This window comes from Pseudomonas sp. 05N434 (genome assembly GCF_056396965.1).
In genome coordinates this window covers 1-21,157 of the sequence record NZ_JBFTMK010000004.1, presented here as the reverse complement: position 1 = coordinate 21,157, position 21,157 = coordinate 1, and the positions used below count along the sequence as shown (strand labels likewise).

Sequence of the window (21,157 nt, the reverse complement as noted above, 5' to 3'; positions counted from 1 at the left end):
GACTCGGCAAGCGCTACACGAGGACGGGGACAGTGAGGACCGACTAGCCGTTTTCGGCACAATTGCGCCAATGCCTGTTACGGCGGAATGGAACTTGCCTCCCCAACAGTCTGCAAGCCTTGTGTGCCCAACAGGAAAGGTCCATGAATAACAATAACCCTAGCGTGGAAGGCGCCACCGGTACGCCGGACATGACTGCGGCGATTCATCGTTATCGCACCAACGACATCGATCAGCACGCACAGAACATGGACGGCTGGCAGGTACGCTATGACCAGCTGACGCCCGGGCGCTTTGAAGGCGAGTTGATCGAGTTTCGCGCCGGATGGATGCAACTGGCGCGCGACCGCTCTAATCAGGCGATGCTCAAGAGTGGCAGCGCCTGGAAGGGAGCCATCACCTTCAGCGTGCCGCTGAGCGCTCAGGGGGCGGTGTTTTGTGCGGGGCATCCGATTCATGATGCGAGCCTGCTGGTGGCCCATGGTGATCACTTGCCCGATCTGCGCACGCCCGAACATCTGGATCTGTTGGGGGTGGCGGTTGATGTCCAGGCCCTTGAACATGTGCTGGAGCGCCAGGGCGCCCGGTTTCGAATTACCGATCTTCCCAAGTGTTACCGTCTGGGGGCTTCCTCGGTGCAGGCTGAGTTGGCGGCGCTGTTCGACGAGCTGGCCGCTGCCGATCAGGGCCACGACAGCCTGCTGGGCTATGAGGCGATCCGTCATGGCATTCGCGATGCCGTGATGGTGCAACTGCTGGAGCTGGTCGCGCCGGATCAGGCCGCGCCCCTTAACCCGACGGCGCGCAAACGCATGGTCGATCGTGCCAGGGAATACGCGTTGGGGCATCTGGACGAACCATTGTCGATCCTCGATCTGTGCAATCACATCGGCGCCAGCCGACGCAAACTCCAGTACTGTTTCCAGGAAACCCTGGGTATCAATCCGGTGGCGTATTTAAGGGCGTTGCGCCTCAATGCAGTGCGTCGTGAACTGCGTGACAGCCCCCATGAACATGGGGTGCAAGAGGTGGCGGCGCGTTGGGGCTTCTGGCACCTGAGTCGCTTTGCCAGCGATTACCGCACACTGTTCGGAGAGACGCCCTCACAGACCTTGCGTCGCCATTAACTGTGCTGAAAACGGATAACCCGCCTACCGGAGTCGTTACTAGGATGGCCCACACCATTTGGTTGGGAGGGGCATTCGATGAATCACAAGAACAACAACTCAGGCATCAGCCGCGTCACTGTGTTTACCCTGGGGCTGTTCGGCCTGTGCGCCGGAGCACAGGCCACTGAAAACGGAGCGCCGACCACCGCGGTAGGCGTCTATGACTTCGGCGCCGGGATGATGCCGCCGGCCACGCCATTCGGCACCCTGGGCCTGCGCACGGCCTTCTATTCGGCCAACGTGCAGAAGGACCGCCACGGTCGTTCTCTGGACAACAACTTCTCCCTGGACGTGCTGTCCATCGGCCTCGCCTATATGCGCATGACGGACTACAGCGTCCTCGGCGCCCAATACGGTTTCGGCACGGTGGTGCCTTTCTTCAAGATGGATGCTTCCCTGGAGGTGCCGACGCCGGGCGGTCCGTTGAAGCTTGAGGCCGATCCGTTCCGCCTGGCAGACGTGCAGTTTCTGCCGCTGATCCTGCAGTGGAACCTGTCGCCCAACCTGTTCGTCAACACCCAGTTTCAGATCCAGACCCCCACCGGCGACTACGACAAGAACCGGCTGATTTCCCCCGGGCTCAATCACTGGACTTTTTCCCCCATCGTCAATGCCACTTACATCAGTGACACCGGCTTCGAGGTGTCATCGAGCTTCGAGGTGGACATCAACACGCGCAACCCTGCCACTGACTACAAGAACGGCGTGGAGTACCGGCATGAGTTCGCCGTGGGCCAGCACTTCGGCCCCTGGACCGCCGGTATCGGCGGGTACTACTACCGTCAGTTCACCGATGACGACGCCCCGGGCCTGACGAGTGGCAATCGCGCCAGGGTGCTGGCTGTGGGACCAGCGGTGAGCTACGTCAAACCGGGCCTGCCGCCGGTCTGGCTGCACCTCTACAAAGAGCAGGGCGCGAGCAACCGCGCCGAAGGCTACACCGTCGCCTTGCGCGTTTCCCAAAGTTTCTGAGGACCGGACCATGACTTCTGTGCATTGCGCTTCAACCCTGGCGACGCCTGTCGTGCRTCAGGCCACGGGACGCCRCGAAGGGCTGGTGCTGGTGCTGGGCAGCAGCCTGACCATCATGGGCTCGGTGATGATCGCGCCGATCCTGCCCAAACTCGGCGCCGAGTTCGGGCCGCTCACTTCCCGGGCCGACCTGCTGGTGCCACTGGCGGTCACCGGACCGGCGCTGGCGATTGCGGTGTGCGCGCCTCTGGCCGGTTGGCTCGCCGATCGAGTCGGGCGCAAGGCGTTGCTGGTGATCGCCACCTTGCTCTATGCCTTGCTCGGCGCGTTGCCGGCGGTGCTGGGAGATCTGCAGTCCATCGTTGCCGTGCGCCTGCTGTTCGGGGTGGCCGAGGCGGCGGTGATGACCTGTTGCGCGACCCTGATCGGCGACTATTGGCAGGGCGAGGAACGCTTGCGCTACATCAATCGTCAGGTGGTCACCATCGGTTTGGTCGGTGCGTTGTTCTTCGTCGTTGGTGGCGCTTTGGGCGAGCACTCCTGGCGCTTGCCGTTCCTCCTCTATTTGCTGCCGCTGCTGCTGGTGCCGGCCATGGTGAAGGTGCTCTGGGAGCCGGTTCGTACGCAGCCGTCCGTTGAGGTCCAGGGACCGGAGCGGGTGGCGATTCTGCCGCTGGTGTTGGGTTATCTGCTGATCCTCGCGGGCATGGTGCTGAGCTTTGTGGTGCCGGTACAGACGCCCATTTTGCTGGTGGGTCTCGGGGTCACATCCAGCACCCTGATTGGCCTGTCCGCCGGCTTGAGCCTGCTGGCTACCCTGGGCGGTTCCCTGGCCTGGCCGCTGCTGCGTCGACGCTTGGGGATCGCCGGTACCAATGCGGTGTTGCTGCTGTTGCTGGCGCTCGGGTTGTGGTTGCTGATGCGCGGGCAAAGCTACAACCAAGTGGTGTTGGCGGTGGTGATCCATGGCCTGGGCGCGGGATTGCTGGTGCCCAATGTCATGGCGCCGATGATGGAGGCCTTGAGTGCTAGAACCCGTGGTCGGGGATTGGGAGGCTTCACCGCGTGCCTGTATTTCGGTCAGTTCGTCAGCCCCTTGGTGGTGGCGATGCTCGGCGCATTTGCCGGCGACCTGCGTCACGCCATCGAATGGCTGGCCTTTGCCAGTCTTGCTGCCGCGTTGCTTTGGGCGATCGCCGGGTTATCGCGCCGCCGCTCGAACTCTTCCGTGCCATCCACCCATTCGTCATTGAAATAGATCCGGAGTATCAAACATGCAAGACATCCATCAGTTGTTGGACAAGGAAGACGCCACCGGCCTGGCCGCTTGGGTCAGGCGTGGTGAAGTGCAGCCCGTGGAGCTGGTCGACGCAGTGATCGAGCGACTGGAGCGGGTTGAACCGCAACTCAACGCAGTGGCCGAGCGGCTCTACGACAAGGCCCGCGAGGCAGCGCTCGAACCTCAGGTTCGGGACGGACTGTTTGCCGGTGTGCCGACCTTGATCAAGGACCTGTTCGCGCCGGTGCAGGGTGCCGCAATGACCAATGGTTCGCTGGCGCTGGGCGGGGCCCGCGCCGATTTCGAATCCGAGGTGGTGATCCGCCTGCGCCGCGCCGGTTGCCTGATCGTCGGCACCAGCACGGCACCGGAGTTCGGCACATCCTATTCCACCGAGTCGACACGTTTCGGCGCCACCCGCAATCCGTGGAACACCGAGCACAGCGCTGGCGGCTCCAGCGGCGGGGCGGCGGCCCTGGTGGCTGCGCGGGTAGTGCCGTTTGCCCATGGCAATGACGGCGGTGGTTCGTTGCGGGTGCCGGCGTCCTGCTGCGGAGTCTTTGGCCTCAAACCAAGCCGTGGCTTGCTGCCCTCCGGGCCAATGATAGGCGAGGGCTGGGCGGGCATGGGCACCAACCACTGCATCACCTTATCGGTACGTGACAGCGCGGCTTTGCTCGACGCTACGGCGGGAATCGATTTGGGTGCGCCCTATGCTGCGCCGCTGTCGGCGCAACCGTATGTGACTGCTGTACAACAGACTCCGCGGCCAATGCGTATCGCCCTGGTGGAGCAGATCGGGTCTTGGCCGACTTCCACACAAAGCCTGGAGGCGGTGCGTCAGGCTGCGAGCCTGTGTGAGTCGCTGGGGCATCGGGTAGAACCCGCCCGGTTACCGGTGGTGCTGCCTGAGTTTCTTGACCAGGTGTTCACTATCATCGGTGCCAGCACGCGAAACTACGTCGACCTGTTGGGCCAATTGCGTGGCGCGCCTGTACAGCCCGAGGAGCTGGAAGCCCGTACGCGGATCATTCTGCGCGACAAGGGCGGGGTCAGTGGCGCGCAATACGCGGCAGCGGTGGAGTGGATTCATGCCCTGGGCCGGCAACTGGCGCTGTTCATGCAGGATTACGACCTGATCCTCAGCCCGACCCTGACCCGTGAACCGGTACCGATCGGCGAGCTGGACCTGCGGGACGACCGCTTGAGTCTCGATGAATTGATCGAGCGCTTCCACAGTTACTCGCCGTTTACCGCGTTGTTCAATGCCAGTGGGCAACCGGCAATGTCGGTACCGCTTCACTGGAGCCCGCAAGGCTTGCCCATGGGCGCGCACTTCGCAGGCCGCTTCGGCGAAGAGGCGACCTTGCTGAGCCTGGCCGCACAACTGGAGCAGGCTCAGCCCTGGCGGCAGCGCGTACCGCCGGTGAATGCGTGCCTGCGCACCACGCCGTAACACGATCTGTAGCAGCAGCCACGCAGGCTCGGCAGCTGCTACAAGGAGTGCACCCCGGTCAGGTTTTATCCGCAACCGGGTTCGCCGTACGCAACGGCGGCTCGGCCGAGCGGGCAATCACGCTGATGATCGCCAGTGCTGCGATCAGCAGTCCGGGCGAGGTCGCCAGCAAAACTCCGGTTGTGCCGGCCCCGGCCGCCAGAATCTGCCCGGCGGCCAAGGGCCCGGCTACTGATCCGAGGCGACCGATCGCCACCGCAGCACCGACGCCGGTGGCGCGCACCGAGGTCGGGTACGACGGCGGTGCCAGGGCGTAAAGCACCAGCTGCGCGGCCATCACAAACAACCCGGCAGAAAAACCGGCGATGGCCATGGGGACGATGCCCACCGACAGGCCGACTCCAGCCAGCGCCGCCAGCAACCCGGCGTAGACAAACAGCACCACTTTGATGCCGTTGCAGCGATCCAGCAGCAGTCCGCCGAGCAGGGAACCGAGGGCGCCGCCGATGTTGAACAGCATCTGCACCAGGCCTGCCTGGGGTTTGCTGAAACCCTGTTCCAGCAACAGCGATGGCAGCCAGTTGAGCAGCATGTACATCACGGTCAGGGTGAAGAAGTAGCTCAGCCACAACGCCAGGGTGACGCGGGTCCGGTCTTCGCCGAACAGCGCCTGGCCGGTTGACGCGCGCGCCACGTTGACGCTGCCTTGTTGCTGGCGAAAGGCGCTGGACTCAGGCAGCAGCAGGACCATCAACGGCACCACCAGCAAGGGCACGAGACCACCGATGATGAAGGTCATCTGCCAATGCTCGGCAAACAGCATGGCGACCACCGCCGCCAGCGCGCCGCCCAACGGCACGCCGRCATACATGATGCTGATCGCGGTGCCGCGACGTTGCTCACCCACGGCTTCGGCACACAGCGCGATCAGGTTGGGCAGGGCGGCACCCAGGCCCAGGCCCGTCATGAAGCGCGCCAGCAGCAGGCCGGAAAAACTGCTGACATAGGCCGTGTTGAGGGAGAACACGCCGAACAGCAGCACGGCGCCGATGAGGATTTTCTTGCGGCCGATGCGATCGGCGATCCAGCCGCCGAAGAAGGCGCCCGGCAGCAAACCGATGATGCCGGCGCTGAATACCCAACCCATCATTTTCGGGTCCAGGGCAAAGGTCTGGCGCAGGCCTGCGGCGGCAGTGCCAGCGGCTTGCAGGTCGAAGCCTTCGATCAGTGCAACGATAAAACACAGGGCGATGGTCAGCGTCGTGCGACGTGATGGGGTGTCCATGGCGAACCTCATTATTGTTTTTGTTGGGGCTTACGGGGGAACGCGAGCCTGATTGCTGTAGGCGATAGCAGGCTGAAATTAAGATTAACAAAGATAACTAAAAAATGAATGACCAAGGTTTTTTACTGAAAAATGCCATTAATTTCATTTAAATCAATGTGATGACATATGGTTGAAGATGTATTTAAAAAATAGATAATAATATTAATGTTCGATTATCGGTCATTGTGGATTGACGCCACCCTCAGGCGTTTCCATTCTCTGACCGGAGATCCTTGGGGCAACCCGACGATCCCGTTCAAAAAAACAACAACAATAAGTGGACATCGAACATGCCAAATCTCCCTCGGGACGCCCTCGTGGCGATCTCAACCTTACCTGTTCGCGCACGTCATCTGGCCCTGTTGGGTTTGAGTGTGATTGCCACTCCGGCGCTGGCCGAAGGCTTTATCGATGACAGTCACGGCACCTTGACCCTGCGCAATTACTACCTGGATCGGGACTACAAGGATGACGGGGCGAAGACCGCGGCCCGGGAATGGGCCCAGGGTTTCATCATGAATATGGAGTCGGGCTTTACCCCGGGGACTGTTGGTTTTGGCCTGGACGCTCGCGGCCTGATGGGCGTCAAGCTGGACTCGTCGCCCGACCGCAGTGGCACCGAGTTGTTGCCGGTGTCCGCCAGCGACAAGCGTGCGGCGGACGAGTATTCGCGCCTGGCCATGACCGCCAAGATGCGTTTTGCCCAGACCACGGTGAAGACCGGCGATGTGTCGATCTTCCTGCCGTTCGCTTTCGCCAGTCCGTCACGGCTGCTGCCACAGACGTTTCGTGGCACCACCCTCAGTTCAAAGGACATCGACGGGCTGACCTTCAACACTGGCTACATCGATCGCATCAACAAGCGCGATTCCACCAACTACCAGCCGATGAGCATCGCCTCGCCGAACCGGCGTTTCAACGGCGCGGCCACCTCATCGCACATGGCCTATGTCGGTGGCGATTACCAGGTGAACAAGGATCTGAGCCTGCGTGCCTATCACGCCGAAGTGGCGGATCTGTATCAGCAGAACACCCTGGCCTTGCTGCACACGCTGCAGGTAGGCGAGGGCACGTTGACCACTGACTTGCGCAGTTTTTTCAGCGACGAGGACGGCAGCGCCAAGGCCGGCAAGGTGGACAACCGCAACCTCTCGGCGTTGTTCGGTTATCGCTTTGGCGGCCATCGCCTGAGCCTGGGTTATATGCACTCCAGTGGTGACACCGCGACGCCTTACGTGTCGGGCACCGAGTTGATGGGCATGAGTGAGCTGACCATGAGCTCAGACTTTCTCAATGCCAAGGAGCGAACCTGGCAGGCGATCTACGACTATGACTTTGCCGCCGCCGGGGTGCCCGGCCTGAAGAGCCGGCTGCGTTATGTGCGCGGTGACCATATCGAACTGGCGGCGCTGAATGCCGACGACCGCAAGGAGCGGGAGTTCCAGATGGAGCTGGGGTATGTGATCCAGAGTGGGCCGCTGAAGAACGTCGGGCTGATGGCGCGCAAGTCGATCTATCGCAATGACTTCCCCACTGGCGCGGCGTTTCGCGATGAAAACCAGACCCGCTTTCTGGTGCTCTACACCGTGCCGATCTGGTAAGTCGTTTCAGGCCTGATAGACCTTCTTCAGCAACCTGAGCAGTTCTTCGCGTTCCTGACTGTCGAGGGCGGACGTGGCATCCATGTCGCTCTCGGCAGCGATCAGTTTCAGCTCCTTGAGCAGGGTTTCGCCGGTCTTGCTGAGAAAAATCCCGTAGGAGCGTTTGTCCGGTTTGCAGCGCACTCGCACCGCCAGCGCCCGGCTTTCCAGTTTGTTCAGCAGCGGCACCACTTGCGGTGGCTCGATGGCCAGTGCCTTGGCCAGGTCGGCCTGCATCAGCCCGGGGTTCTGGTCGATGATCGCCAGGGCCGAGAACTGCGCCGGGCGCAAGTCGTGGGCCGAGAGCCGGCCAATCAGGTTCTGGAACAGTTTCAGTTGCGCCCGGCGCATGGCGTAACCGATCAGGTCGTCGAGGGCTGCGTCCAGCGACGCCTGGGTTTCGGGGCTGTCGGCAGGCGCCTCGGGGGCGGCGGCAATCTTGGAAGACTTGGCCATTGCAGGGTGAATCCTCGGGCTGGCGGTTAAGAAGGCTATCTAGTTTGCCGAGATTGGCCGGGGATAGCCACGACCTCTTTCAGATTTCTAGGCGCTGCGCCCGTTTCAGGCACGAAAACAACTCGGTTAATTTTATTAATAGTTAATTGACATAACTATATTTGCGGTTTAGTTTTTACCCATCGTCAAGCCAAGAACAAGAGAGCATCGCCATGAGCAATTACGAAGGTCGCTGGACAACGGTCAAAGTGGAAATCGAGGAAGGCATCGCTTGGGTCATCCTCAACCGTCCGGAAAAACGCAACGCCATGAGCCCGACCCTGAACCGCGAGATGATCGACGTTCTGGAAACCCTGGAGCAGGATCCGGACGCCGGTGTCCTGGTGCTGACGGGGGCGGGCGAAGCCTGGACTGCAGGCATGGACCTCAAGGAATACTTCCGCGAAGTGGACGCCGGCCCGGAAATCCTTCAGGAAAAAATCCGCCGCGAAGCCTCTCAATGGCAATGGAAACTGCTGCGCATGTACGCCAAGCCGACCATCGCCATGGTCAACGGCTGGTGCTTCGGTGGCGGTTTCAGCCCGCTGGTGGCCTGCGATTTGGCGATCTGCGCCGATGAAGCGACTTTCGGCCTGTCGGAAATCAACTGGGGCATTCCGCCGGGCAACCTGGTGAGCAAGGCCATGGCCGACACCGTGGGCCATCGCCAGTCGCTGTACTACATCATGACCGGCAAGACCTTCGGCGGGCAGAAAGCCGCCGAGATGGGCCTGGTCAACGAGAGCGTGCCGCTGGCGCAACTGCGTGAGGTGACGATCGAACTGGCGCGTAACCTGCTGGAGAAAAACCCGGTGGTGCTGCGCGCAGCCAAGCATGGCTTCAAGCGTTGCCGCGAACTGACCTGGGAGCAGAACGAAGATTACCTGTACGCCAAGCTCGATCAGTCGCGCCTGCTGGACACCGAAGGTGGCCGCGAGCAGGGCATGAAGCAGTTCCTCGACGACAAGAGCATCAAGCCCGGTTTGCAGGCTTACAAACGCTGAAGCCTGGCGTTGCATCAGGTGAGCTGGCCGGGCGATCGAGCGTCCGCCAGCTGTTCGCCCCGGCGCCCAGGCGCTACTGTGAACCCCTCGACTGTATTCCCGATAAAGACAATAAAGAGGAATCACCATGCTGGACGTGCCCCTGCTGATCGGCGGCCAGTCGTGCCCCGCCCGAGACGGTCGAACCTTCGAACGGCGTAATCCGGTGACCGGCGAAATCGTGTCGCGGGTTGCCGCCGCCACCCTGGAAGATGCCGACGCCGCCGTGGCTGCGGCCAAAGCGGCATTCCCCACCTGGGCGGCCCTGGCCCCCAATGAACGACGCACCCGGTTGTTGCGCGCCGCCGAGCAGTTGCAGGCCCGCAGCGCGGAATTCATCGCCGCCGCTGGCGAGACCGGCGCCATGGCCAACTGGTACGGCTTCAATGTGCATCTGGCGTCGAACATGCTGCGTGAAGCGGCATCCATGACCACCCAGATCACCGGCGAAGTCATTCCTTCGGATGTGCCCGGCAGCTTCGCCATGGCCCTGCGTCAACCGTGTGGCGTGGTGCTCGGCATCGCGCCGTGGAACGCCCCAGTCATCCTCGCCACCCGCGCCATCGCCATGCCGCTGGCCTGCGGCAACACCGTGGTGCTCAAGGCGTCGGAACTGAGCCCGGCGGTGCATAGGCTGATCGGCCAGGTGTTGCAGGACGCCGGCCTCGGTGACGGCGTGGTCAACGTCATCAGCAACGCGCCCCAGGATGCCGCGGCGATTGTCGAACGGTTGATCGCCAACCCGGCGGTGCGTCGGGTCAACTTCACCGGCTCGACCCATGTCGGGCGCATCGTTGGTGAGCTGTCGGCGCGTCATCTCAAGCCGGCGTTGCTGGAACTGGGCGGCAAGGCGCCGTTCCTGGTGCTGGAAGATGCCGACCTGGATGCGGCGGTGGAGGCAGCGGCCTTCGGTGCCTTTTTCAATCAGGGGCAGATCTGCATGTCCACCGAGCGCCTGATCGTCGATGCCAGGGTGGCCGATGCCTTTGTCGCCAAACTGGCGGCGAAGATCGCCACCTTGCCCGCCGGCAACCCCAATGCGGAAGGTTCGGTGCTGGGTTCCCTGGTGGACAGCAACGCCGGCGAACGGATCAAACTGATGATCGACGATGCTCTCGACAAGGGCGCAACCCTGGTCGCAGGTGGCCGGTTGGAGGGCAGTATTCTGCAGCCGACTATGCTCGATAGCGTCACCGATGCCATGCGCCTGTACCGCGAAGAATCCTTTGGCCCGGTGGCGGTGGTGCTGCGCGGTGAGGGCGATGAAGAGCTGCTGCGTCTGGCCAATGATTCCGAGTTCGGCTTGTCGGCGGCGATCTTCAGTCGTGACACCGGCCGTGCTCTGGCCTTGGCCCAGCGGGTCGAGTCGGGCATCTGCCACATCAACGGCCCGACCGTGCACGACGAGGCACAGATGCCTTTCGGCGGGGTCAAGTCCAGCGGCTATGGCAGTTTTGGCGGCAAGGCGTCCATCGAGCACTTCACCCAATTGCGCTGGGTGACCTTGCAGAACGGCCCGCGGCACTACCCGATCTGAGCAGCTGTCGCAGCGTCGGGCGACGTACGCTTGAGAGCGCCCGTCGCCCGCGTGCAGGCCAGAAATAACAATAACAAGGCTGCCATGCCCCAGTTGACTGCTTCGCAGCGGACCGGTGGCGTGCCTTGATGGAGAACAAGCACGTGAGTTCCGAATTCAGATCGCCACCCCAGACCGAAGCCAGTGCACCGCGCTATCGCCAGGTATCCATTGGCTGTCCTGCGGTCGAAGTCAGCGAAGAGCAGGGCATATTGCATATGCGCTCCCTGGAACCCTTGGCCGAGTTGCCCGTACGCTTGCTCGATCGCCTGGTGCATTGGGCCCGGGTGCGCCCGCAACAGACCTTTGTTGCCGCTCGCCTGGAGGGCGGCGACTGGCGCCGGGTGAGTTACGCCGAGATGCTGACCAGCGTCCGCGCCATTGCCCAGAGCCTGCTGAGTTACGGCCTGTCGGCCGAGCGACCACTGGCGATCCTCTCGGGCAACGACATCGAGCATTTGCAGATTGCCCTGGGCGCTATGTATGCCGGCATTCCCTATAGCCCGATCTCACCGGCCTATTCGTTGTTGTCCCAGGATTTCGCCAAGCTGCGGCATGTCTGCGATCTGCTGCAACCGGGGCTGGTGTTCGTCAGCGACGCCGCGACCTATCAGCGGGCGATTGAGGCGGTGCTGCCGGCCGAAACGCCGCTGATTACCGTGCATGGTCAAGTACCGGGCCGCCGTCAGGCGAGTTTTGCCAGCCTGCTGGAACAAGCCGGCGGTGCCGAGGCCGATTGCGCCTTCACGGCTACCGGACCAGACAGCATCGCCAAATTCCTGTTTACCTCAGGCTCCACCAAACTGCCCAAGGCGGTGGTCACCACCCAGCGCATGCTCTGCGCCAACCAGCAGATGCTGTTGCAAACCTTCCCGGTGTTCGGCGAAGAACCTCCGGTGCTGGTGGACTGGCTGCCGTGGAATCACACCTTCGGTGGCAGCCACAACGTCGGCATCGTGCTGTACAACGGCGGCACTTTTTACCTGGACGACGGCAAGCCGACCGTTCAGGGTTTTGCTGAAACACTGCGCAACCTCAAGGAAATATCGCCCACCGCCTACCTGACCGTGCCCAAGGGCTGGGAAGAGCTGGTCAACGCTCTGGAGCAGGATGGCGAGTTGCGCGAGCGTTTCTTCTCGCGCATGAAGCTGTTCTTTTTCGCTGCCGCCGGTTTGTCGCAACGGGTTTGGGATCGCCTGGACCGGGTCGCTGAACAGCATTGTGGCGAACGCATTCGCATGATGGCCGGGCTTGGCATGACCGAGGCGTCGCCGTCCTGCACGTTCACCACCGGGCCATTGTCCATGGCCGGCTACATCGGCCTGCCGGCACCCGGTTGCGAAGTGCGGTTGGTGCCGGTGGACGGCAAGCTGGAAGGGCGTTTTCGCGGGCCACACATCATGCCGGGTTACTGGCGCGCGCCGCAGCAGACCGCCGAGGTGTTCGACGAACAGGGTTTCTACTGTTCTGGCGATGCGTTAAAGCTGGCTGACCCCTGTGATCCGCAACTCGGGCTGATGTTCGACGGGCGCATCGCCGAGGACTTCAAGCTCAGCTCCGGCGTGTTTGTCAGCGTCGGTCCGCTGCGCAATCGCGCGGTGCTCGAAGGTTCGCCCTATGTTCAGGACCTGGTGGTGGCCGCACCGGACCGCGAGTGCCTGGGGGCGCTGGTCTTTCCCCGGTTGTATGAATGCCGACGTCTGGCGGGTTTGAGTGCCCACGCCAGCGATGCCGAGGTTCTGGCCAGCGCGCCGGTGCGTCAGTGGTTCGGCGATTGGCTGCAGCGGCTCAACCGCGACGCCACCGGTAATGCCAGCCGCCTGGAATGGATCGCGCTGCTCGACGAACCTGCTTCCATCGACCGTGGTGAAATCACCGACAAGGGCTCGATCAATCAGCGTGCGGTGTTGCAGTGGCGTGCCGACAAGGTCGAGGCGCTGTATCGCGGTGAAGATCCTTCCATCCTGCGTGCCGGACCTCTGCCGTGAACGGTGCGGGGCAGTATTCGAGCTTTAGCGATGTGGCGATTTTCGAAGCCCTGCGCACGCCTTGGGTCGACCTTGGCGGGGACTTGGCTCAGGTCTCGCCGATCGATCTGGGGATCAAGGTTGGGCGCGAGGTATTGGCCCGCGCCGCTCTCGATCCGTCCTCGGTGGACAGCGTGCTCGCCGGCTCCGTGGCTCAGGCCAGTTTCGATGCTTACCTGCTGCCTCGACATATCGGCCTCTACAGTGGCGTGCCGCAAGAGACTCCGGCGCTGGGGGTGCAGCGCATCTGCGCCACCGGTTTCGAACTCTTGCGGCAGGCCGCCAGGCAGCTGGATGACGGCGTGCAGTTGGCCCTGTGTGTGGCGGCCGAATCGATGTCGCGCAACCCGATTGCCGCTTACACCCACCGCAGCGGTTTCCGGCTCGGTGCCGAGGTGGCGTTCAAGGACTTTCTCTGGGAAGCCCTCTACGACCCGGCCCCGGGCGTAGACATGATCACCACCGCCGACAACCTGGCCCGGCGGCATGGCCTGAGCCGCGACGAAGTGGATCGCTACGCTCTGTGCAGTCATCAACTGGCTTTGCAGGCGCAAGCCGACGGCTGGTTCGAACCGGAACTGGTAGCGATTGGTAATGAGCGTTTTGAGTTGGCCGGCTATCAGCCACGCAATATTCAGTTGCCACGGGGCGTGGACCGCGTAACGCACGATAGCCACCCGCGACCTACCGACCTGAGCGCTTTGGGCCGGTTGCAGTCGGTGCATGCCGGCGGTGTGCAAACGGCCGGCAACAGTTGCGCGGTGGTCGATGGTGCGGCGGCCGCGCTGGTGGGGCGAGCCTCTGCGGCTCGGCGTCCGGTGTTGGCCCATTTGCTGGCCAGTGCCGTGGTGGGCGTGGCACCGGAGTTCATGGGCATCGGCCCGGCGCCGGCGATCCAGTTGCTGCTGCAACGCAGCGGCCTGGCTATTGACGACATCGGCTTGCTGGAAATCAACGAGGCCCAGGCGGCACAGGTGCTGGCCGTGGCGCAGGTGCTTGAACTGGACGGCGACCGCCTCAACCGGCGGGGCGGCTCCATCGCCCTGGGGCATCCCTTGGCCGCCAGCGGATTGCGTCTGGTGCTGACCCTGGCCAGGCAACTGCGCGAGGGCAATCTGCGTTATGGCATTGCCGCCGCGTGTGTTGGCGGAGGGCAGGGTATGGCGCTGCTGATCGAGAATCCTGCCTATCAAGGCTGAACACCGCGACCTCTGCCCAAACCTGGCGTCTCTCTCTTGCGTTACTATGCAGGCCCACCTTTCTGGAAGTTGCCTGGATGAGTAAGCCCGGTCAAACGGTGTTGGTCGCATTGCGCAAGATGATCGCCTCGGGCGAACTGGCGGCGGGCGAGCGGTTGATGGAAATCCCCACGGCGCAGCTGTTCGGTGTTTCGCGGATGCCGGTGCGCATGGCGTTCCGCACGCTGGAGCAGGAAGGCTTGCTGGTGCGTTTTGGCGGGCGCGGGTTTCAGGTGCGTTCGGTCAGCCCCGATGACATTGCCGGTGCGGTCGAAGTACGGGGCGTACTCGAAGGCCTGGCGGCGCGTCAGACCGCCGAGCGCGGGCTCTCAGACGAAGCCCGGGCGACCCTCGAACAGTGCCTGATGCAGGGTGATCAGCTGTTCGATAAAGGGTACGTGACCATAGAAGACCTGGAGGTCTATCACGACCTCAACATGCGTTTTCATGAGGTGATCGTCGAAGGCAGCCATAACCCGGCGATCGCCGACGCCCTGGCGCGCAACGATCATTTGCCCTTCGCTTCGGTGACTGCCCTGGCCGTGGACCGCAACGACATGGTCCGGGAGTACCGACGTTTCAACTATGCCCACATGCAACACCATTCGGTGTTCGATGCCTTGGTTAACCGCCAGGGTGCGCGTGCCGAAGCGATCATGCGCGAACACGCCAACGCCACGTTGCGCTACGCCGAGGTCTTCGGCTCAGCGACGGCCGAGGAGCGGATGAAGGTCATTCTCCGCTCGGAATAAGCGCGGTTTATCAGATATCCAGCACCAGCAGCGGCGTTTTCGAGCGCGAGCAGCAAGGGGTGAACTGGTCGTTGCAGGCCTGTTCATCCTCGGTGAGGAACAGGTCGCGATGCTCCGGCACCCCCTCCAGAACCCGAGTCAGGCAAGTACCACAAATACCTTGTTCACAGGAAATGGCGATTTCGATGCCGTGGTCTTGCAGTATTTGCACCACACTCTTGTCGGCCGGCACCTCAAAGACCTGACCGCTGCTGGCGAGCTTGATCGAGAAACTGCCATCGGCGCCAGTGTCGACGGGCGCGGCGGCGAAGTACTCGCGGTGCAGGCATTGCTCCTGCCAGCCCTGCTTCCTGGCCGTGTCCAACACGTGCTGCATGAAGCCGCCGGGGCCACACACATATAAGTGAACGTCGCTCTGCGGCGTGGCCAGAACCTTCGCCGCGTCCAGCACGGTGTCGGGTTCCTGATCGAAATGCAGGAACACCCGGTCGGCAAAAGGCGAGTGCTGCAGGCGTTCGACAAAGGCTGCACGGTCCCGTGATCGGGCACAGTAATGCAGCTCGAAATCCGCGCCACTGTGTGCCAGGCGTTCGGCCATGCACAGGATCGGCGTGATCCCGATACCGCCAGCGAACAGCAGGCTGCGCCTGGCCTCATGGACCAACGGGAACAGGTTGCGCGGTTCACTGATCGGCAGGCGCGTGCCGGGGTGGATCTGCTCGTGCATGGCCAGTGAACCACCGCGGGAGGTGGGGTCCTTGAGCACGCCGATCAGGTAGCGATGGCGTTCTTCGGGGTGATTGCACAGGGAGTATTGCCGGATCAAGCCGCCGGGCAGGTGCACATCGATATGCGCACCGGCGCTGAAGGCCGGCAGCGGTCGGTCATCGACACTGGCCAGCTCATAGCTGCAGATGTCCTGGGCTTCGTTGTTGCGCGATACCACCAGCACTTCGATCATGCCATTGACTCCAGCGGGGCTTGCTCCCTGGCGATCAGGCGCTCCAGAACGCGACGCGACTGCACGCCGCCAGCGTCGATGTTGAGCTTGAGCAAATTGCGCGCGGGATGGCTGAGCAGGTTCTGTTGCTGGCGTTCGAGCATCTCCAGGTCCTCGCTGAAAATCTTGCCCTGTCCCTCGCGAATGCTCGCGGTCAAGGCTTCATCCTGCGGATTGAAGTTGCGCGCCATGCCCCAGAAGTACCAGATCGAGGTCTCGGTTTCCGGCGTGATGAAGTCGACGACGATGCTCGACGCCTTGAACTGCTGGGGAGCCTGATAACCACCATGGCCGGCATGGGCCACGCCGACTTCGATCAGCACATGGCTGGGCGGGGTGAAGCGGCAGATCTGCCAGCGGTCCACCGGCACATCGTCGGCCAGGTTGTTGCCGCGCAGGGCCATGCGCCAGAAGGGCGGGGCCATGATGTTGTCCATGTGGCGGGCGGTGACCACCTCATCGCCTTCGACCGTTGTGACCGGCGGCGCTTCGTCGATTTCCTTTTGGCCGATGCTGGACGCATGAACGTAGGTTTCATGAGTCAGGTCCATCAGGTTGTCGATCATCAGGCGGTAGTCGCACTGGATGTGGAACAGGCCGCCGCCATAGGCCCACTCGTCACTGACCGCCCATTCCAGGTGATGGATCAGCGCCGGGTCGGCCAACGCCTGATCGCCGGGCCAGACCCAAATAAAGCCGTAGCGCTCGACCACGGCAAAGGTCTTGTTGCACGGGAAGCCGCGAACCCGCTGCCCGGGCATTTCCACAGTCTTGCCGTCGCACCCCATCACCAGGCCGTGATAGCCGCACACCAGATTGCCGTTTTCCACATAGCCCAAGGACAGCGGCGCGCCGCGATGAGGGCAGAAGTCCTCGACAGCCGCCACCTTACCCTCGTGGCCGCGGTAAAAAACCATCTTTTCACCGCAGATCTGACGGCCCAATGGCTTGCCAGCGATTTCATCGGGCGTGCAGGCGACGTACCAGGTGTTCTTGGGGTACATGGAGATTCTCCAAGGTTGTTTGTTTTTATTTAGTGGATCCATTAATGGTGATTTATTGAGGTTTTGTCAAACTGATTCTGTTTATTAACGATTTAGTGGATCCACTGGTGACTTTGGAATCCTCCGAATCAATAGCGGATCATCACGGATTTCAGCTCCGTGTRGTCGTCGATAAACGCGCCGCCGAATTCACGGCCGATGCCTGAAGACTTGATGCCGCCGAACGGTACTGCCGGGTCGAGGAGGGTGTGCATGTTCACCCAGACGGTGCCGGCTTCTATGCTCGGGATCATGCGCATGGCTTTGGACAAATCGTTGGTCCACAGGCTCGCGCTCAGGCCGTACGGTGTGTTGTTCATCAGTTCGAGCAGCTCGTCTTCGGTGTCGTAGGGGTAGAAGGTGGCGACCGGGCCGAAGGTTTCTTCGTTGAGCATGGAGTCGTTGACGGTGTTGGCGAGGATCACCGTCGGTTCGACATAACAGCCGGGGCGGTCGATCAGGTTGCCACCGCAGATGATGGTGTTGTTTTCAGCACGGGCCTTGTCGAAAAACGCGCCGAGCTTGAGTTGATGCTGGCGGTTGGTCACCGGGCCGAATTCGGTGCGCTCGTCCAGGGGCGAGCCGATGTTCAGCGTGCTCAAACGTTGGGCCAGTTTGTCCATGATTGGCTCGATCTGTGAGCGATGGGCGAAGAACCGTTCGGCAGCGGCACAGATTTGCCCGGAATGCAGGAAGCCGGCTTCGATGATGCCGTTGACCGCTTTATCCAGATCGACGTCGCGCAGGAACCCCGCCGAGTTTTTGCCGCCCAGTTCCAGGGTGGCGCGGGTCAGGCCGGCACCCATGGCGCTCTGACCGACGGCAATGCCGGTCGGCACCGAGCCGGTGAACGACACCTTGTCGGTGCCCGGGTGTTCGATCAGCCCTTTGCCAACCAGCCCGCCCCCTGTCAGTACGTTCAGTGCGCCGGCCGGGAGACCGGCTTCAATGGCCAGTTCGGCGATCCGCAGGATGGTCAGCGGGGTGAACTCACTGGGTTTGATGATGATGCTGCAACCGGTCACCAGCGCCGAGGCGAGTTTCCAGATAGCGATCATGGTGGAGAAGTTCCACGGCACGATGCCGACCACCACCCCGACGGGTTGGCGCAAGGTGTAGGCGGTATAGCGTTCGCCGGCGAAGGARGGCAATGACGGGGTGATGGTCTGGCCGCTGATCTTGGTCGCCCAGCCAGCGTAGTAACGCAGAAAGTGAGCGGCCTGATCGACTTCGAAAGCCCTGGAAATCTGGATGATCTTGCCCGATTGGCAGGTTTCGATCTGTGCCAGTTCTTCGCGGTTGCGCTCCAGCAAGTCCGCCAGTTTCAGCAGCACATTGCCCCGCGTCGCCGGTGTGGCCTGGGACCATTGTTTGAAGCCACGTTTGGCCGATTCCACCGCCGCGTCGATATCGGCTGGATCGGCATTGGCGACCTGGGCAATGACCTTGCCAGTGGCAGGGTTGATCACTTCCAGTGTCTGGCTGGAACGGCTCTGGTCGTAGCCGCCGTCGATAAACAATGCATGGCTTCGACGGAGGAAGGCTTCAACTTGAGGCAGCAGCGCAATATCGCTCATGGGGGTTTTCCTGATCGCGAACAAGAGAAAAACCCGAGGTTAATCCGTGGGGGCATGCGTGGCTTGACTGTGCCTGCCGTGCTACATGCCCGTGGGTGCCAGAACGGCTTCAAGTGTGGGCAGAATGATTGGATCGTTGCCTTTGAAAAGTACAACCTTGGCTCTGGAAGGTGCATTTTCTACCGCGATGGCGGGTTCCATACTGGCCCTGTATCCGCTGCCGTGCCTCGACTCGGGGCGCCGGCCGGACATCCAATAATAAGCAGGGCCGTCCATGAAAAAGCCAAACCCGCTCCTCGAAGACCTCAAGTCCATTCTGCCAACCATCGCTGCCAATGCCTTTGAGGCCGAGCAGGACCGCAAGGTCCCCGACGAGAACATTGCGCTGCTCAAAAGCATCGGCATGCACCGTGCCTTTCAGCCGAAGCAGTTCGGCGGGATGGAAATATCGCTGCCGCAATTTGCCGACTGCATTGCCTTGCTCGCCGGCGCTTGTGCCAGCACGGCATGGGCCATGAGTCTGCTGTGTACTCACGGCCATCAACTGGCGATGTTCCCGGCCAAATTGCAGCAGGAAGTCTGGGGCACCAACCCGGATGCCACCGCCAGCAGCAGCATCGCGCCTTTCGGCCGTACCGAAGAGACCGAAGGCGGTGTGCTGTTCAGCGGTGAAATGGGCTGGAGCAGCGGCTGCGACCATGCCGAGTGGGCGATTGTCGGTTTCCGTCGCAAGAATGCCGAGGGGACCCAGGATTACTGTTTCGCGGTGCTGCCGCGCAGCGACTATCAGATCCGTGACGACTGGTTCGCCGCTGGCATGAAAGGCAGTGGCACCAAGACTTTGATCGTCGACAATGTGCTGGTACCGGAACATCGCATCCAGAAAGCCAAGGACATGATGGAGGGCAAGTCCGCGGGTTTCGGTCTGTACCCGGACAGCAAGATCTTCTACTCGCCATACCGTCCTTACTTTGCCAGCGGTTTCTCCACGGTGAGCCTGGGTGTCGCCGAGCGCATGCTGGAGGTGTTCCGTGAAAAAACCAAAACCCGCGTGCGTGCCTACACCGGTGCGGCGGTCGGTGCCGCGACCCCGGCGTTGATGCGCCTGGCCGAGTCGACCCATCAGGTAGCAGCGGCCCGGGCCTTTCTCGAAAAGACCTGGCAGGAGCATGCCGAGCACAGCGAACGACATGAATACCCAAGCCGCGAAACCCTGGCGTTCTGGCGCACCAACCAGGCCTACGCCACAAAGATGTGCATTCAGGCAGTGGACCGGTTGTTCGAGGCCGCCGGCGGCAATGCCTGGTTCGAGCATAACGAGATGCAACGCCTGTTCCGCGACTCGCACATGACCGGGGCCCATGCCTACACCGACTACGACGTCTGCGCGCAGATCCTCGGCCGCGAGCTGATGGGACTGGAGCCCGACCCGAGCATGATCTGAGCCAGATCGTCACCGCGTCCCCATAACAACAATCAGGACTGCTCCTGAAAGCAGTCCGGGAGTCTTGCATGTCTGATAACAGCGTTTGTGCAGCTACTGAAACGACCTTCGACCCACGGGCCTTTCGCCGGGCGCTGGGCAATTTCGCCACCGGCGTGACGGTGGTGACTGCCGCCAGCGCATCCGGGCGCAAAGTCGGGGTGACCGCCAACAGCTTCAACTCGGTATCCCTCGATCCGCCGCTGGTGCTGTGGAGCATCGACAAGCGTTCCAACAGCCACGAGGTGTTCGAGCAGGCCAGCCATTTCGCGGTCAACGTGTTGGCGGCGGACCAGATYGACCTTTCCAATAATTTCGCCCGGCCCAAGGAAGATCGTTTCGCCGAGATCGAGTTCGAACCGGGCGAGGGCGGGGCACCGGTGTTCGCCGATTGCTCGGCGCGTTTTCACTGCGAGAAGTACCAGCAGGTGGATGGCGGCGATCACTGGATCATGATCGGCAAGGTGGTGGCGTTCGATGATTTCGGTCGCTCGCCCTTGCTCTATCACCAGGGCGCCTATTCCATGGTCTTGCCTCATACCCGCATGACTAAACGCGATGAAAGCCAGCCACCGAGCAGCCATTTTCAGGGGCGCCTCAGCCATAATCTGTATTACCTGATGACCCAGGCGGTGCGGGCCTACCAGTCCAGCTACCAGCCACGGCAACTGTCCACCGGCCTGCGCACCAGCGAGGCGCGCATGCTGATGGTGCTGGAAAGTGACGCAAGGCTGAACCCCAACGATCTGTTGCGTGAGGTGGCGATGCCTGTTCGGGAAATCGATGAGGCCGTCGCCAACCTCAAACGCAAGGGGTTGGTGAACGACGATGACAACGGTGTACGTCTGACGGCTGCCGGTATCGAGCAGACCGAAGACCTTTGGGCGATCGCTCAGGCGCAACAAGAGAAAGTCTTTGCCGAATTCAGCGAGACGCAGATAGAAACGTTCAAAACCGTGTTGAAACGACTGATCAGCAACTGCTGACCGTTTGATCTTGGGGTAGAAAAATCCGATGCCGGTAATGGCATCGGATTTTTTTTGCGTCACGCTCGGGCCGTTGAACTGCGCTGCAACATTG

17 protein-coding genes are annotated in these 21,157 nt (G+C 61.9%); 12 read left to right on the top strand and 5 right to left on the bottom strand.

Features of this window, described 5'->3' with window-relative positions; genetic code table 11:
* Positions 1-143: 143 nt before the first annotated feature.
* The 4 genes from AC1DLB_RS00525 to AC1DLB_RS00510 all read left to right on the top strand — a co-directional run bounded on the left by AC1DLB_RS00525 (position 144) and on the right by AC1DLB_RS00510 (position 4,876).
* Positions 144-1,127: a helix-turn-helix domain-containing protein gene (locus AC1DLB_RS00525; protein ID WP_064617340.1), complete on the top strand. Its 984-nt coding sequence runs from the start codon at positions 144-146 to the stop codon at positions 1,125-1,127.
* A 78-nt stretch (positions 1,128-1,205) separates the two neighbouring features.
* Entirely contained in the window at positions 1,206-2,141 is a 936-nt protein-coding gene (locus AC1DLB_RS00520; protein WP_477745568.1) for a SphA family protein, read from the top strand.
* Between the two features lie 10 nt (positions 2,142-2,151).
* Positions 2,152-3,399 carry an MFS transporter gene (locus AC1DLB_RS00515; protein WP_477784471.1) on the top strand — a complete coding sequence of 416 codons (1,248 nt, stop codon included), beginning with the start codon at positions 2,152-2,154 and terminating at the stop codon, positions 3,397-3,399.
* A gap of 16 nt (positions 3,400-3,415) precedes the next feature.
* The gene (locus AC1DLB_RS00510) at positions 3,416-4,876 is read left to right on the top strand and encodes an amidase (protein WP_138867367.1); all 1,461 of its coding nucleotides are present in this window, start codon (positions 3,416-3,418) and stop codon (positions 4,874-4,876) included.
* A 58-nt stretch (positions 4,877-4,934) separates the two neighbouring features.
* On the opposite strand, the gene mhpT is transcribed toward AC1DLB_RS00510, so the two are convergent.
* Entirely contained in the window at positions 4,935-6,161 is a 1,227-nt protein-coding gene (gene mhpT, locus AC1DLB_RS00505) for a 3-(3-hydroxy-phenyl)propionate transporter MhpT (RefSeq protein ID WP_477784470.1), read from the bottom strand.
* A 332-nt stretch (positions 6,162-6,493) separates the two neighbouring features.
* Here mhpT and AC1DLB_RS00500 point away from each other — a divergent pair, with 332 nt between their 5' ends.
* A complete protein-coding gene (locus AC1DLB_RS00500) occupies positions 6,494-7,804 on the top strand; it encodes an OprD family porin (protein WP_019649001.1) in 1,311 nt (436 codons plus the stop codon).
* Positions 7,805-7,810: 6 nt separating this feature from the next.
* Here AC1DLB_RS00500 and AC1DLB_RS00495 read toward each other — a convergent pair whose 3' ends face one another.
* The gene (locus AC1DLB_RS00495) at positions 7,811-8,299 is read right to left on the bottom strand and encodes a MarR family winged helix-turn-helix transcriptional regulator (protein ID WP_018927890.1); all 489 of its coding nucleotides are present in this window, start codon (positions 8,297-8,299) and stop codon (positions 7,811-7,813) included.
* 212 nt (positions 8,300-8,511) lie between these two features.
* Between AC1DLB_RS00495 and AC1DLB_RS00490 the strand changes: the two genes are divergently transcribed.
* The 5 genes from AC1DLB_RS00490 to AC1DLB_RS00470 all read left to right on the top strand — a co-directional run bounded on the left by AC1DLB_RS00490 (position 8,512) and on the right by AC1DLB_RS00470 (position 14,974).
* The gene (locus AC1DLB_RS00490; RefSeq protein ID WP_007895816.1) at positions 8,512-9,342 is read left to right on the top strand and encodes a p-hydroxycinnamoyl CoA hydratase/lyase; all 831 of its coding nucleotides are present in this window, start codon (positions 8,512-8,514) and stop codon (positions 9,340-9,342) included.
* A 127-nt stretch (positions 9,343-9,469) separates the two neighbouring features.
* Positions 9,470-10,918, top strand: coding sequence for an aldehyde dehydrogenase (locus tag AC1DLB_RS00485; RefSeq protein WP_477744371.1), 1,449 nt, complete (start codon positions 9,470-9,472; stop codon positions 10,916-10,918).
* A 143-nt stretch (positions 10,919-11,061) separates the two neighbouring features.
* Positions 11,062-12,945: a feruloyl-CoA synthase gene (locus AC1DLB_RS00480; protein ID WP_477744372.1), complete on the top strand. Its 1,884-nt coding sequence runs from the start codon at positions 11,062-11,064 to the stop codon at positions 12,943-12,945.
* A complete protein-coding gene (locus AC1DLB_RS00475) occupies positions 12,942-14,183 on the top strand; it encodes a thiolase family protein (protein ID WP_064617348.1) in 1,242 nt (413 codons plus the stop codon). Before AC1DLB_RS00480 ends, AC1DLB_RS00475 begins: the two co-directional genes overlap by 4 nt.
* A 77-nt stretch (positions 14,184-14,260) precedes the next feature.
* Positions 14,261-14,974, top strand: coding sequence for a GntR family transcriptional regulator (locus tag AC1DLB_RS00470; RefSeq protein ID WP_019578625.1), 714 nt, complete (start codon positions 14,261-14,263; stop codon positions 14,972-14,974).
* Between the two features lie 10 nt (positions 14,975-14,984).
* On the opposite strand, the gene AC1DLB_RS00465 is transcribed toward AC1DLB_RS00470, so the two are convergent.
* From AC1DLB_RS00465 to AC1DLB_RS00455, 3 genes are all read right to left on the bottom strand, one after another.
* On the bottom strand, positions 14,985-15,935 hold the full coding sequence (locus tag AC1DLB_RS00465) for a PDR/VanB family oxidoreductase (protein ID WP_477744373.1): 951 nt from the start codon (positions 15,933-15,935) through the stop codon (positions 14,985-14,987).
* Positions 15,932-16,978: a Rieske 2Fe-2S domain-containing protein gene (locus AC1DLB_RS00460; RefSeq protein ID WP_430953939.1), complete on the bottom strand. Its 1,047-nt coding sequence runs from the start codon at positions 16,976-16,978 to the stop codon at positions 15,932-15,934. Before AC1DLB_RS00460 ends, AC1DLB_RS00465 begins: the two co-directional genes overlap by 4 nt.
* A gap of 128 nt (positions 16,979-17,106) precedes the next feature.
* Positions 17,107-18,594, bottom strand: a complete 1,488-nt coding sequence (locus AC1DLB_RS00455) for an aldehyde dehydrogenase family protein (protein WP_477784469.1) — start codon at positions 18,592-18,594, stop codon at positions 17,107-17,109.
* Between the two features lie 274 nt (positions 18,595-18,868).
* Between AC1DLB_RS00455 and AC1DLB_RS00450 the strand changes: the two genes are divergently transcribed.
* Together AC1DLB_RS00450 and AC1DLB_RS00445 are read left to right on the top strand one after the other, a co-directional pair.
* Entirely contained in the window at positions 18,869-20,038 is a 1,170-nt protein-coding gene (locus AC1DLB_RS00450) for a p-hydroxyphenylacetate 3-hydroxylase oxygenase component (protein ID WP_477744375.1), read from the top strand.
* A 68-nt stretch (positions 20,039-20,106) separates the two neighbouring features.
* Positions 20,107-21,063 carry a p-hydroxyphenylacetate 3-hydroxylase reductase component gene (locus AC1DLB_RS00445; protein ID WP_018927899.1) on the top strand — a complete coding sequence of 319 codons (957 nt, stop codon included), beginning with the start codon at positions 20,107-20,109 and terminating at the stop codon, positions 21,061-21,063.
* Positions 21,064-21,157 lie beyond the last annotated feature (94 nt).